This window comes from Hydrogenovibrio marinus (assembly GCF_013340845.1).
GTDB lineage: Bacteria > Pseudomonadota > Gammaproteobacteria > Thiomicrospirales > Thiomicrospiraceae > Hydrogenovibrio > Hydrogenovibrio marinus.
This window is the reverse complement of the sequence record NZ_AP020335.1, coordinates 2,016,032-2,029,781: the sequence shown is the minus strand read 5'-3', so window position 1 is coordinate 2,029,781 and position 13,750 is coordinate 2,016,032. Positions and strand designations below refer to the sequence as shown.

13 protein-coding genes are annotated in these 13,750 nt (G+C 46.1%); 10 read left to right on the top strand and 3 right to left on the bottom strand.

Annotated features, from left to right (window positions below; genetic code table 11):
- Positions 1–4: 4 nt before the first annotated feature.
- The gene (locus tag HVMH_RS09695) at positions 5–373 is read right to left on the bottom strand and encodes a zinc ribbon-containing protein (protein ID WP_029912739.1); all 369 of its coding nucleotides are present in this window, start codon (positions 371–373) and stop codon (positions 5–7) included.
- Positions 374–443: 70 nt separating this feature from the next.
- Here HVMH_RS09695 and leuS point away from each other — a divergent pair, with 70 nt between their 5' ends.
- From leuS to HVMH_RS09675, 4 genes are read left to right on the top strand one after another with little or no spacing between them, the layout of a single operon-like run.
- Positions 444–3,065, top strand: a complete 2,622-nt coding sequence (gene leuS / locus HVMH_RS09690) for a leucine--tRNA ligase (RefSeq protein WP_408610126.1) — start codon at positions 444–446, stop codon at positions 3,063–3,065.
- 3 nt (positions 3,066–3,068) lie between these two features.
- Positions 3,069–3,653, top strand: a complete 585-nt coding sequence (locus HVMH_RS09685; RefSeq protein WP_029912746.1) for an LPS-assembly lipoprotein LptE — start codon at positions 3,069–3,071, stop codon at positions 3,651–3,653.
- Between the two features lie 59 nt (positions 3,654–3,712).
- Entirely contained in the window at positions 3,713–4,669 is a 957-nt protein-coding gene (gene holA, locus HVMH_RS09680) for a DNA polymerase III subunit delta (protein ID WP_232087762.1), read from the top strand.
- Between the two features lie 18 nt (positions 4,670–4,687).
- Positions 4,688–5,947 (top strand): glutamate-5-semialdehyde dehydrogenase, encoded by a 1,260-nt coding sequence (locus tag HVMH_RS09675; protein WP_035629084.1) that lies wholly within the window; start codon positions 4,688–4,690, stop codon positions 5,945–5,947.
- A 65-nt stretch (positions 5,948–6,012) separates the two neighbouring features.
- Here the strand turns inward: HVMH_RS09675 and HVMH_RS09670 are convergent, their stop codons facing one another.
- On the bottom strand, positions 6,013–6,645 hold the full coding sequence (locus HVMH_RS09670) for a DNA-J related domain-containing protein (RefSeq protein WP_081822769.1): 633 nt from the start codon (positions 6,643–6,645) through the stop codon (positions 6,013–6,015).
- 41 nt (positions 6,646–6,686) lie between these two features.
- On the opposite strand from HVMH_RS09670, the gene nadD reads away from it, so the two are divergent.
- The 3 genes from nadD to rlmH all read left to right on the top strand — a co-directional run bounded on the left by nadD (position 6,687) and on the right by rlmH (position 8,245).
- Positions 6,687–7,316 (top strand): nicotinate-nucleotide adenylyltransferase, encoded by a 630-nt coding sequence (gene nadD / locus HVMH_RS09665; RefSeq protein WP_029912759.1) that lies wholly within the window; start codon positions 6,687–6,689, stop codon positions 7,314–7,316.
- An 18-nt stretch (positions 7,317–7,334) separates the two neighbouring features.
- On the top strand, positions 7,335–7,691 hold the full coding sequence (gene rsfS / locus HVMH_RS09660) for a ribosome silencing factor (RefSeq protein ID WP_029912761.1): 357 nt from the start codon (positions 7,335–7,337) through the stop codon (positions 7,689–7,691).
- Positions 7,692–7,774: 83 nt separating this feature from the next.
- Positions 7,775–8,245, top strand: a complete 471-nt coding sequence (gene rlmH / locus HVMH_RS09655) for a 23S rRNA (pseudouridine(1915)-N(3))-methyltransferase RlmH (protein WP_029912766.1) — start codon at positions 7,775–7,777, stop codon at positions 8,243–8,245.
- A 23-nt stretch (positions 8,246–8,268) separates the two neighbouring features.
- On the opposite strand, the gene amt is transcribed toward rlmH, so the two are convergent.
- A complete protein-coding gene (amt, locus tag HVMH_RS09650; RefSeq protein WP_029912770.1) occupies positions 8,269–10,104 on the bottom strand; it encodes an ammonium transporter in 1,836 nt (611 codons plus the stop codon).
- Positions 10,105–10,649: 545 nt separating this feature from the next.
- Here amt and rpsT point away from each other — a divergent pair.
- The 3 genes from rpsT (at position 10,650) to ribF (ending at position 13,717) form a co-directional block, all read left to right on the top strand.
- Positions 10,650–10,913 carry a 30S ribosomal protein S20 gene (gene rpsT / locus HVMH_RS09645; RefSeq protein WP_029912773.1) on the top strand — a complete coding sequence of 88 codons (264 nt, stop codon included), beginning with the start codon at positions 10,650–10,652 and terminating at the stop codon, positions 10,911–10,913.
- A 227-nt stretch (positions 10,914–11,140) separates the two neighbouring features.
- Positions 11,141–12,637, top strand: a complete 1,497-nt coding sequence (gene murJ, locus HVMH_RS09640) for a murein biosynthesis integral membrane protein MurJ (protein WP_051623261.1) — start codon at positions 11,141–11,143, stop codon at positions 12,635–12,637.
- A gap of 102 nt (positions 12,638–12,739) precedes the next feature.
- On the top strand, positions 12,740–13,717 hold the full coding sequence (gene ribF, locus HVMH_RS09635; protein ID WP_232087761.1) for a bifunctional riboflavin kinase/FAD synthetase: 978 nt from the start codon (positions 12,740–12,742) through the stop codon (positions 13,715–13,717).
- Positions 13,718–13,750: the final 33 nt, after the last annotated feature.

The window sequence follows — 13,750 nt, the reverse complement described above, 5'->3', positions numbered from 1 at the left end:
TGGTTTAGTGGCCTTTGTGCATGGCAGCGTTCATGCGTAAACGTAACAACATAAGGTCTGTCGGATCAGCAAGGCTTAGCGCTTTTTCTTCTAAATAACTTTCTAAGATCGGTAGTTCCATTTCTAGGAAATTCTCCACGCCTTGTTGGTATTCCGAAAGGTTTTCGGCAACGGCCTCCAAGTCTGCTTTCAGGTCTTTGCGAACTTGTTCCATTTCTTCATCCGTCAACTCTTCCAGAATCGATTCTTTTTCTTCAATGTTTTCGACAGCTTGCCCGAGAAGTTCCCAGGTTTTCATATCCGCCTTAATCAGCTCTTCTTTCGCTTTTTCCAAAAGGTAGCGATAGGCTTCAAGCATTTTATTGTCGGCCATTTTATTTCTCCAAATCTGTTATAATTTTTGTCTTATTTTTAACGCATCTTATCATAAAAGAATGAAGTCAATGGCTGAAGAAATTTATAACGATTATCAACCCCAAAACATCGAAGCGGAGATTCAAAAACGCTGGGACGACCAGCAGGTATTTGTTGCTAAAGAAGACGACAGTAAAGAGAAATTTTATTGTCTGTCGATGTTCCCATATCCAAGTGGAAAATTGCACATGGGGCATGTGCGCAACTATACCATCGGGGATGTGATTTCTCGTTACCAGCGAATGCAAGGCAAAAACGTATTGCAGCCGATGGGGTGGGATGCGTTTGGCTTGCCTGCGGAAAACGCGGCCATGCAGAACAATGTCGCGCCAGCCAAGTGGACTTACGAAAACATTGATTACATGCGTAACCAGTTAAAGGCTTTGGGGCTGGGTTATGATTGGACGCGTGAAGTCGCGACTTGCCACCCAGAATACTACCGTTGGGAGCAATGGTTGTTCACGCGTTTGATGGCAAAAGGGTTGGTTTACCGCAAGATGTCGGTCGTCAACTGGGATCCAATCGACCAAACAGTATTGGCAAATGAACAGGTTATCGACGGTAAAGGTTGGCGCTCTGGGGCACCGGTTGAGCGTAAAGAAATCGCACAATGGTTCTTGAAGATTACCGATTATGCCGATGAGTTGCTAAGAGATTTAGATCAGCTCGAAGGTTGGCCAGAGCAGGTCAAAACCATGCAGAAGAACTGGATTGGTAAGTCAACAGGTTTGGAAATCCAATTCCCATTAGCGTCAGGTCTAGAAGCTGGTGCGGAGAATTTAAAAGTCTACACGACGCGTCCAGATACCTTGATGGGGGTGACTTATGTTGCAGTGGCAGCAGATCATCCTTGGTCAAAAAAAGCGGCGATTAATAACGAACCTTTAGAACGTTTTATCGAAGCGTGTTCACACGTTTCCACCGCGGAAGCGGATATCGAAACCATGGAGAAGAAAGGGGTCGATACCGGTATTCGTGTGAAACACCCAATCACGGGCGAGACCGTTCCTGTATGGGCGGCGAACTTCGTGTTGATGGGCTATGGAACGGGTGCGGTTATGTCGGTACCTGCTCATGATCAACGCGATTACGAATTCGCGAAAAAATATGATTTGCCGATTAAGTCGGTTATTCGCCCGAAAGACGCCGATGATGTGGATGTTTCTGAAGCCGCTTACACGGAAAAAGGGGTGTTGTTTAATTCCGGTCAATTTGATGGATTGAACTCGAAACAAGCGCTGAATGAGATGGCGAAAGTCTTGGGTGAGCTTGGTTTGGGTGAAAAGCAAACCAACTTCCGTCTGCGTGACTGGGGGATTTCTCGCCAGCGTTATTGGGGTTGCCCGATTCCGGTCATTTATTGTCCGGCGTGTGGTGCCCTGCCAGTTCCTGAAAAAGATTTGCCAGTACGCTTGCCGGAAGATGTGGTTCCGGATGGTGCAGGTTCGCCGTTGGCGAAACTAGACAGCTTTAAGAACTGCTCGTGTCCACAATGTGGTGGCCCAGCGAAGCGAGAAACCGATACGTTCGATACTTTCTTCGAGTCTTCTTGGTATCACGCTCGTTATACGTCAAGAAACTCAAATGATGCGATGTTGGATAAAGCGGCGGCAGACCATTGGTTGCCGGTCGACCAATATATTGGAGGGATTGAACACGCGATTTTGCATTTGTTGTACGCGCGTTTCTTCCACAAGTTGATGCGTGATGAAGGCTTGGTATCTACAGACGAACCGTTTAAAAACCTATTGACGCAAGGAATGGTGCTTGCCGGAAGTTGGTATCAACAAGATGCATCGGGCAAGCAGACTTGGTATTCACCATTGGATGTTGAGCCGGTTGCTGATGAGAAAGGCGGTATTGTCTCCGGTAAGTTGAAAGCAACGGGCGAAGAAGTGCGCTACGGTGGCGTGATTAAAATGTCCAAGTCGAAGAACAATGGTATCGATCCCCAAACGTTGATTGACCAGTATGGTGCGGATACCTTGAGGCTGTATATCATGTTTGCCTCTCCGCCAGAACAAACGCTGGAGTGGTCTGATTCCGCGGTGGATGGTGCTTACCGTTTTTTGAACAGAGTTTGGCGTCAGGTGGTAGCACATGTTGAAGCTGGAAATACATCGGCATGTAACTCACAAGATGGTTTGAACAAAGCGCAAAAAGCATTACGTTTGAAATTGCATGCAACCTTGCAGAAAGTGTCTGATGATATCGGGCGCAGAATGCACTTCAATACTGCTATTGCTGCGACTATGGAATTGATGAATGAGCTTTCCCGTTATCAAGTTGAGAGCGAGGAAGATAAAGCTGTCATGCAAGAAGCGCTAGAGATTTTGGTGCTGATGTTGTCACCGATGACGCCGCATATTTCTCAGCAACTTTGGGGAATGTTGGGGCATGATGGTCTGGTGTTGAATGTTGCTTGGCCTGAAGTTGATGAAAACGCTTTGGTTAAGGATGAAATCGAGATTATGGTTCAGGTCAACGGTAAGCTGCGTGGTAAGATTGAAGTCGCGGCCGATGCCGATAAAGATTCGATTATCGCCGCCGCGAAACAAAACGAGCAAGCCGCTAAGTTTATTGAAGGCAAAGAGATTGTTAAAGAGATTGTGGTGCCAGGGCGTTTGGTCAATATTGTAATCAAAGGATAAAAAATGACAAAAGTCGTAGCAAAAATCTGCCAGGTTGGGGGGGGTAAACACGTTGCCTTCGCGGGATTGCTTGCGGCGACTTTGTTGTTGTCCGCCTGTGGTTTTCATTTGAAAGGCATGGGTGATGCAGCCACGGCGACTTATCAAAGCATCAAGATTGTGCAAAATCCTGGTGTAAGAAGTGATGTCGCGCAGGCGCTGAACCAGCAATTGCAGGCCATGGGCATTAAAGTCGTCAGCAACTTAGCAGATGCTGAGCTGGTGTTGAATTTGCAGGCGACTCAAATGAATACGTCTATTACCGCTAGAGACGGTAAAGGGGATGTGTCCGGTGAGTTGCTGAAAATGATTCAGCCGTTCAATGCTCAAGTTGTAGCGACTGAAGAAAGTGTTATCCAAGCACGAGCCGTGGCTTATCGTGACCGAAGTGTTAACGCTGCACAAGCGCAGGCTTCCAGTCGTGAATTACAGTCGATTCAACGCCAAATGGCTTCAGAAGTTGCTTTGCAAGTATTGGATCGGTTGAACCGTGCTTATGCGTTGATGCACCCTGCTAAGCAACAAGAGAAAAAAGCGACAGACTCGTGATTACCGCACCGGCATTTATCAGGCAGACTCAACAACCGGGTTTTCAAATAAAGCCTCTGATGTTGATCTATGGTGAAGAGCCGCTTTACGTTCGTTTATCTCTGGATGCGTTGCGAGAAGCACTAAAAGCGCAAGGCTTTATGCAGCGCGATCGTTATGATGTTGAAGGACAATTCAACTGGCAGGATTTGCAAATGGATACTCAGGCAATGAGTTTGTTTGCGGACAAGCGTATTATCGAGCTGGATATGCCTAAGGGTACGCCCGGGAAGGAAGGTGGTGAGTTTATCCGTAACTGGCTGAATCAACAGCAGCAAGTGATGGACTTGGAAACCGTGGTGGTGGTGACCTGTGAAAAGTTGGATAGTCGCCAAACTAAAGCCAAGTGGTATCAAGCGATTGAAGCCCAAGGTTTGGTGGTGCAATCCAAGCCGATAGAAGGCAATGCATTGATTCAGTGGTGCCAGAAGCGTGCAGCTGACATCGGTTTGCAGTTGGATGGCGAAGCGGCAGCGGAATTGGCGCAACGCGTGGAAGGCAATTTGCTTGCGGCAGATCAAGAGTTGGAGAAGCTTGGGCTATTGTTTCCACAGGGCGCGCAGCTGACGATTGATAATATTCGTCAATCGGTTGCCGACCAAGCGCATTATCAATTGTTTGCGCTGAGCACGGCGATGTTGTTGGGTAAAACTCAATACGCCTTACAAATATTGCATCGGTTGCAGCAAGAGGGCTTGGAAGCGCCGATTGTTTTGTGGCTGTTGTCCAAAGAATTGCGCTCGTTGATTGCCGTCAGCCAAAAGCAACAGACAATGAATTTGACGCAAGCCTACAAGCAATTGAATATTTGGTCTTCAAAGCAAAATGAATTCAATGCCGCTTTGAGAAGACATAATTTAAGTTATTGGCAATCGTTGTTGGGATTGGCAATGCAAATAGATTTTCAGATAAAGGGATTGAGTCAGGGGGATGAGTGGGTGAACTTGTCGGACTTGGTGTTTAAAATCTCGCAATAGAACAAAAAAGAGAAAGTTATGAGCAATGATATTCAACAAATGATGCAAACCCTCGGGCAAAAGGCGCGTAAAGCTTCCCGTGAGTTGGCGGTGGCGACCACAGAACAGAAAAACCGTGCATTATTGAGTATTGCGGATGCTTTGCTGGCGCAAGCGGAAACGCTGAAAGCGGAAAACAAAAAAGATTTGGAAGCCGGTAAAGCAAAAGGGCTTGATGATGCCATGCTTGATCGCCTGACCATGACAGACAAAACGATTGCAGGCATGGCAGAAGGGCTGCGCCAGATTGCAGGCTTGAAAGATCCAATCGGTGAAATCGAACACATGAACTATTTGCCTTCAGGCATTCAGGTCGGCAAGATGCGCGTACCGTTAGGCGTGGTGGGCATTATTTATGAGTCGCGTCCAAATGTGACTATTGATGCAGCGGCTTTGTGCTTGAAATCAGGCAATGCCACTGTCTTGCGTGGCGGTTCAGAAGCTTATTTTTCCAATCATGCATTGGCGGCGTGCATTCAACAGGCACTGAAAGAAGCACATTTACCCGAAGCAGCGGTGCAAGTGGTGCAAACCACGGATCGTGAAGCGGTAGGCGAGATGATTGCCATGCCTGAATATATTGATGTCATTATCCCACGTGGTGGCAAAAGCTTGGTCGAGCGTATCAACCAAGGTGCCCGTGTACCGGTGATCAAGCATTTGGACGGTATCTGTCATGTTTATATCGATGATGATGCCAATACCGATAAAGCGGTAAAAGTCGCCATTAATGCAAAAACGCATCGTTACGGCGTGTGTAATGCGATGGAGACATTGCTGGTTGCGGAAAGTCGCGCTCAGGAAGTTTTGCCGATTCTGGCTAAGGCTTATGCCGAGAAGGGTGTTGAGCTTCGTGGCTGTGAAAAATCTCGTGCAATTGTCGAGATGAAAGCGGCAACCGATGAAGATTGGGCAACGGAATATCTTGCGCCGATTCTATCTATTAAAGTGGTTGCGGATGTGGATGAAGCCATTGATCACATTGCTCAATACAGTTCCGGTCATACCGAATCGATTATTACGGAAAATATCACCATTTCTCGTCGCTTCTTGGCGCAAGTGGATTCCAGCTCAGTAATGGTGAATGCTTCAACGCGCTTTGCCGACGGATTTGAGTATGGTTTGGGCGCGGAAATCGGCATCAGTACCGATAAGTTCCATGCACGTGGGCCTGTTGGCTTAGAAGGGCTGACGTCTCAAAAATATATTGTGTTGGGTGACGGGCACATTCGCCAGTAATCGACATTCCTCTTTCACCCCAACCTGGCAGGTTTTCAATACAAAATCTACCAGGTTGGGGTTTTCTAAATTTCCATTTTCAATCTATCACGCGCTTCGCATAATTTTCTAAAGGCTTCCGGTTCGCCGCCTTTATCCGGGTGATGGATTTGCGACAACTTTCTAAATTGCCGATTGATCGTTTCAATGCTCAAGCCACCGTCGATTTGCAGGATGCTGATAGATTCCTCAATGCTGATATGGCTAGAGGGCATGGTTGGCAATTTGCCAAAACTTTGCCAGAAGCTATCTAACAGTTCGATGACTTCCTTTTCTTGTGTCTTGATAAATTTTTCATAGTCTAAGTAATAGTCTTTGACTTCTTCTGGTGTCTCACCAAAATCTGCCAGGTTGGTCAGATCGTTATTGGAAGCGTTATCCATAGAAAGTAAACGGATTTCCAGGCTGTGAATGGCAAGCGTGCCTTTTTCTTCCTTTATCCATTTGTCTTGCAAGCGATAGAGTAGGTGAAAAAGTAGGAAGTGGGCGCGGAAAAGTTCTAGTGGTTCGAGCGAAGGGGTGAATTGCTCAAAGCCCCGTTCCACGAGTATGCGCATCAGGTCATATTCCTTATAGCAAGCGCCGCTGGAGAGGAGTTGCCACAGAGCTTGTTCTAAAGCGTCTGGAATGGCGGGATTAGCGTTATGATTTTGGGTCATAATTGTTATAATAAACAATAAAGCCAAAAAGAGATGGTTATTTGCAAATTAAACGTTTAATCGGCATTAACGGCGGCACATTTGATCCGATTCATTTCGGTCATCTGCGCCCGGCGCTTGAAGTTTTAAATGCACTTCATTTAGACGAGGTGCGGTTTATTCCTGCCTACCGTCCTGTCCATAGAGATACGCCTCAAGTTTCTGCCGAGCAACGGTGCGAAATGATTGAGTTGGCGATTCACAATCAACCTAAGTTCAAACTGGATCGAATTGAAATCGAGCTGGGTGGACCGTCTTATACGGTGAATACCCTGCGTGCCCTAAAAGAGCGTGAGCCTGATGCGACCTTTGTGTTGATGATGGGGTCGGATGCCTTCGCAAAGTTTGACACTTGGCATGATTGGAAAGGTATTTTGGCGCTGGCGAACTTGGTGGTGACGCATCGCCCGGGAGAGCCGATGCCGTCTGAAGGTGAAATCGGTCGATTGTTTCATCAGCGATGGGTGCCGAATTTAACGCAGGATGCAGGACAAATATTGGATTTGCCGATTACACAGCTGGATTTAAGTGCAACTGCCTTGCGCTCCTATTTGAGTCATGGCGATTCGGTGGACTATCTGATGCCGGAATCCGTTGCGCGCTATATTAAAGAACACCAACTTTACCAATAAGAGGGACTACACAAAAAAATGGATATCAAAGACGTTGAAGACTTGGTTGTTAAAACCTTAGAAGATAGCAAAGCCAGAGACATTCAGGTTTTGGATGTGACAGAGCTTTGTTCTTTTACTGACCGAATGATTGTGGCGACAGGGACTTCCTCTACGCATGTGCGTTCTACGGGTGATGCCGTTGCTCAAGCTTTTAAGGACATCAATGAAGCGCCGTTAGGTGTAGAGGCTGGTCCTGAACCTGATTGGGTTCTGGTTGATCTGGGAAATGCCGTGGTTCATGTGATGACGGAATCTGCCCGTGCGCATTACCAACTTGAAAAGTTGTGGCAAGCGCCTTCAGCTCAGGAAATGGTCAACTCAGCAAAAGCGTGATGCGGTAAAGCTTATATGCTCAGGTTGGCCCAAAAAGGTTGTTTTGGGTTTTCAGGAGAGTGTCCGCTAAAAATTGATTGTTTATGATTATTCATTTTATTGTGGTTGGGCAAAAAATGCCCAAGTGGGTTCAGGAAGGCTATCACGAATACGTGAAACGCCTGCCGAAGTCCTGTTCTTTGAAGTTGGTGGAACTGCCGATGGCGACTCGTGGAAAAACGGGGAGTGTTGATGGTTACAAAGAAGACGAGGCAAAACGTATCTTGGCAGCCGTACCTAAAAATGCTCAACTGGTCGTATTGGATGAGCATGGAGAGCAACCGACGACTTTGAAACTGTCACAAAAACTGGATGAGTGGTTGAGTTCCGGTCAGGATGTTGCGTTGATTGTGGGCGGGCCAGATGGTTTACAGGCAGATTTGATTGCGAGTGCCAGATGGAAGTGGAGCCTGTCGAAACTCACGTTGCCTCATCCGCTGGTCAGGGTAGTGGTGGCTGAGCAGGTTTACCGGGCTTGGTCGGTATTGCAAAACCATCCATATCACCGAGAGTAGTGCGTAGACACCTTCTTTTCTGACTAAGCGACGACCCATTGTCCTTTTCCTCTTCGTTTTGCTTCATACATGGCGTTGTCCGCGTCCTTTAAAATCGAGTCCACAGACACGTTTGATCTCTCATCGAATATTTTCAACCCGATAGAAGCACTGACATGACCGGAAATTTCATCCGCCAATGTCATCGGTTCTTGCAGTACCTCAATAATTTTTTCGGCGACCTGTGCAGCAAAACTGTCATTTTGAATATTTTCCAGTAAAACCACGAACTCATCGCCGCCAAACCTTGAGGCAAGGTCGGACTTTCTAATGGTTGACAGAATTCTCTCGGCAGCGGTTTTTAGCACAATATCTCCCGCGTCGTGGCCATATTGGTCGTTAATGTTTTTGAACCCATCGAGGTCAACGAAGAGTAGCGCGTTGGCTTGTGGTTGGCGATCCATTCTTAACAGTGTTCGGCTCAATGTGTCTGATAATACGTTACGCTTCGCGAGGCCAGTCAGCAGGTCGTAATGAGCCATCTTGTAGGTTTCTTCAAGCAAGGCTTCCTTCTCGGAGCTAAGCTGGTTGAAGGCCTGGGTCACGTGGTTGTAATAGGTCGCAATTAAATAGGCATCTGATTGAGGCTCCACCAAAATCTTTTTAGAGAAGTCCTGTTCTTTGGCCTGAATGTTCATGGCGCTTGCCAAGTCATACATGGAAGTTGAAGCCTTGTGTTCGGTGACATTGAGGCCGAGGATTTCATCCGTTTCCGATACCCGTAGTTTGAAAAAGTGATTGATGATGCTCAGAAGAACATAGGTAACGCCAAATGATAGGGCACCAATTGTGATAATGCCTGTTAATTGATATTCCAGTTGTTGAAGAATCTGTTCCGGTTGTACAAGAAATGCCACGGCCAATGTTCCGGTGATGCCAGCAAACAGATGGACGGGAACGGCATCAATGGCATCGTCGATACGCAGTTTAATCAATACCGACTTACCGATTAAATAGGCAATGCTACCGAGTGCGCCAATAATCATTGCCGAAGAGCTGGTGGCAAGATGGGCGCAGGCAGTGATGGCAACTAACCCCGATAAGACGCCGTTCATAATGTCGTTGACCTGGTAGTATCGGGTAGACAGTCTGCCCAATACTAAACCAACCAGTCCGCCAGAACACCCTGCGATTAGCGTATTGAGTATGACTAAACCAGTTACGGCATTCAGCGCCAAAACACTACCACCATTGAATCCAATCCAACCCAGCCAGATTAGGAACACACCCAGTGCGCTAAAAGCGAGATTGGATTGGTCAAAACTATGCACTCCATCATCAAAACGGCCAATGCGTGGACCGATGATTAAGATTGCTGCCAAGGCAGCCCAGCCACCAACCGAGTGCACAACGGTGGAACCGGCAAAGTCAATGAAGCCGAGTTGCGCTAACCAGCCTTCGGAATTCCATGCCCAATGCGCTTGAATCGGGTAAATAAACAAGGAAACGATCACGGCAATCACTAAGTATGATGAGTATTTAGTCCTTTCAGCAATGGCACCTGAAATAATGGTGACAGCAGTCGAGGCAAACATTGCGTGAAATAACATTAGAGTGGTATTGGATAGGCTACTCTCGTAAAAGAAAGCAGGGCTCCAGCCGAACCAACCATCATGACTTTTGCCGAGCATAATGCTGGCACCGACGATGGCAAAAATCATGAAAGCGATTAGAAAATCACTAAAGTTCTTGATGGCGGTTGAGATGGAGTTTTTAGTTCGAGTGGCACCAGCTTCAAGTGCAGTGAAACCTGGTTGCATGATTGCGACCAGAACTGCACTGAATAGAACCCATAGAATGTCGACAGGTTGTTCACTCATTTGCCTTGCGCCTATCTTAGAATTGCTTGTAGAGAAAGTACAACGACTTAGTTGCGCCCTTTTATGTATAGGCAAGCAAAATTAACACCATAATAATTAATGTTTTATCTTAAAAAGCCTTACTGTAATTTTTGAATATTGGAAGTAAAAATTTTTTGCTCTGTGCAAACAGATCGTTCAACTTTGTTCATCAATGGTGCATTGCAGCATTCTTGTCGTAATGCAATTCTTTATCAGGCGGCTCAGGGGGGAAGATGTTTATTGTCGTATTCTCCCTAAGGTTTTCTGTGCGGTTTTGAAGCGTGTGCTATCAACCCTAATGCGCTTTAGCTGCCAAAAGTCTTCGCACAAAAAAATAATTTTTTATATATAGGGGTTTTCAGCAAAATAAGTTTGACAGAAGGTGGTTGGGTGTGGATAATTTCGCAATCCTTTCAAACATTTATAGTTGTTGCAGAAAGATTTAGCCCTTTCAAAGCAGTGACTTGGTCGATGCGTATCGATATTAAACGATTGAAATAACCAAATTTTGGAGACAAATTTAAATGGCAAACTCAGCACAAGCTAGAAAAAGAGCGCGTCAAGCCGAAGCGCATCGTCAACATAACGCTAGCATGCGTTCTGCAATGCGTACAACTGTAAAGAAAGTTCTTCATGCAGTTGAAGCAGGTGACAAGGATGCTGCAACTGCTGCATTCCGTGTTGCTCAATCAAGCTTAGATGGTATGGCTCGCAAAGGCATCATCGCTAAGAACAAAGCATCTCGTAGTAAGAGTCGTCTAAACGCTCGCATCAAAGCTATGGCGTAATTGCTACGCAATTGTAAAGAAACCGGGTATATCCCGGTTTTTTTGTGCCTGAAATTCTTCAAAATCGAAATTCCAAGGATTTATACGCTTTTATTGGGTTTTCGGTTTATCACTTGGCGAACTACTGCTATGATTTTGCAGAGCATTCTTTAAGAATGTTGTTTCGTTTTTCATAACAAAGGAATTTTGTGAAAAGGTTGATAAAAGCCACTGCTACCGTGGGTAGTATGACTATGATTTCCCGTGTACTTGGCTTTGTCCGAGATATGGTGATTGCTCGTTATTTTGGGGCATCCACCGGAGCCGATGCATTTTTTGTGGCCTTTAAGATTCCTAATTTCTTTCGACGACTGTTTGCAGAGGGCGCATTTTCGCAGGCGTTTGTACCTGTTCTGGCAGAGGCAAAAGAAAAAAAAGGGCTGGATGCCGTTAGGCATTTGGTGAACGCAATCAGCTTCCGTCTTGGGAGTATATTGCTGGTATTGACGGTGTTCGGTGTTTTCGGTTCAGGCGCCTGGATGATGGTGTTTGCGCCTGGCTTTATTGATGACCCGGCTAAATTTAAGCTGGCATCCGATATGCTCTCTATTACCTTTCCTTATTTACTATTGATTTCGTTTGTTGCTCTTTCCTCTGCAATACTCAACACTTATAACCAGTTTGCTGTTCCTGCGTTCACGCCAGTGTTTTTGAATCTGGTTCTGATTTCTTTTGCTATTTGGGTGGCACCTTTGTTGTCCGTACCCGTCATGGCGTTGGCTTGGGGGGTGTTGGTTGCAGGTGTTGTTCAGCTATTGTTTCATGTGCCTTTTTTGATGAAGCTTGGGTTGCTACCAAAACCGAAACGATACGACGATCCGGGTGTGCATGAAGTAAAGCGCTTAATGTTACCTGCGCTGTTCGGCGTTTCTGTTGCACAGATCAATTTATTGATTGATACGGTGCTGGCATCTTTTCTGGTCACGGGCTCGGTGTCATGGCTTTATTATTCTGACCGTTTGATGGAATTCCCATTAGGGGTGTTTGGTGTTGCACTGGCGACAGTTGTGTTGCCGGGATTATCTAAAAAAGCGGCGAATGATGACTGGGAAGGTTTTAGAGAAGATTTGGATGGCGCACTTAGATTGGTCTTTATTTTAGGGGTGCCGGCGACCTTAGGGTTGGTCATGCTGGCGCAGCCACTGTTGGTGAGTTTATTCAACTATGGCGCCTTTGATGATCACGACGTGTTGATGGCGAGTAAGAGTTTGGTTGCTTATGGTTTTGGGTTGCTTGGTTTTATTTTAGTGAAAATTTTAGCTCCAGCGTTCTATGCTAGAAAAGAGATGAAAATCCCCGTCAAAATCGCCGTCATTGCGTTGGTTGTGAATACAACGTTGAACTTGATTTTAATCGGACCTTTCGCGCATGTTGGTTTGGCTGCTGCGACTTCTATAGCCGCTTTTGTCAATGCTGGGTTGCTTTATTACCATTTGAGAAAGTCAGGCGTGTTTTTTCACCAGCCGGGCTGGTCTAAGTTTGGGGTTCAGGTGTTGGTTGCCAATGTGCTACTGATTTTATTTTTATATGGTTTGACGCCTGCTAACAATGTTTGGTTGGTGTTTGATGCTTGGCATCGTTTGGGTTGGTTGGCTGCGTTGGTAGTGGGCGCTGTAGCAGTGTATTTTTTGACCTTGCTAATACTGGGGCTGCGTCCGTCACAATGGAAAAGAACGTCGGCATAATTGTCATAGTTTGAAACGCTTGTAAAAGTATAAATTCCTTGAATATTAGCAAAATTATGTTAGCTAGAATGGGCTATAATTTCAGGCTTACAGTTTGATTTAGTGATTGATGAAAACAAGGTTGAAAACACTGCTGCTATGCAATTGATTCGCGGCCTGCATAATTTGGATCGAGTGAGACATGCCTTTCAAAAAGGCAGCGTGCTGACGATTGGAAATTTCGATGGTGTTCATCTTGGACATCAGCGGATTTTAGATCAGGTTGCGGCTGATGCTGCAGTGGCTGGTCTGCCTAGTATCGTGATGTTGTTTGAACCCTTGCCAGTCGAGTTTTTTGCGCCGGAAAAAGCGCCTGTAAGATTGATGAATCTTCGTGAAAAACTGGATGCTTTTGGCAATACCCACGTTGATTATGTTCTGGTGTGCCGGTTCGACGAACGTTTTGCTCAGATGAGTGCCAATGCATTTGTCGAGGAGCTGTTGGTGGGCAGGCTGAATGTAAAGCAACTGGTGGTCGGCGATGACTTTCGTTTTGCCAAGAACCGTGAAGGCTCATTCCAAACTTTGGTGGACAGCGGTAAAAAGTATGGCTTTGTGGTCGAGGATATGTCTACGCTGCTGCATCAGGGCGAGAGAGTCAGTAGCACTCGTATTCGACAAGCACTGGCCGCACATGACTTGGACTTGGTTCAGCACTTGTTGAACAAGCCTTTTTACTTTAAGGGCCGAGTGATCCACGGCAAACAACTGGGACGACAGCTAGGCTTTAGAACGCTGAACTTGAACCCTAAGCGATTGCAAATGCCTGTAGAGGGCGTTTATACCGTTTATGTTTCAGGCTTAGCGGATGAAGACTGGCCGGGTATTGCCAATATTGGCGTGCGTCCAACAGTTGATGGGCTTCGCCCTTCGATAGAAGTGCATTTGTTTAACTGGACAAAAGACATCTACGGCTGTCACGTTGGCGTGAAGTTGCATCAGTTCATTCGTTCTGAAATGAAGTTTGATTCGCTGGATGCGTTGAAAGACCAGATATCGAAAGATGTGCAGCAAGCCAAACAGATTTTAAACCTAAATTAAACGCTTAGAAATTAACCGAAACGAAACCGAATT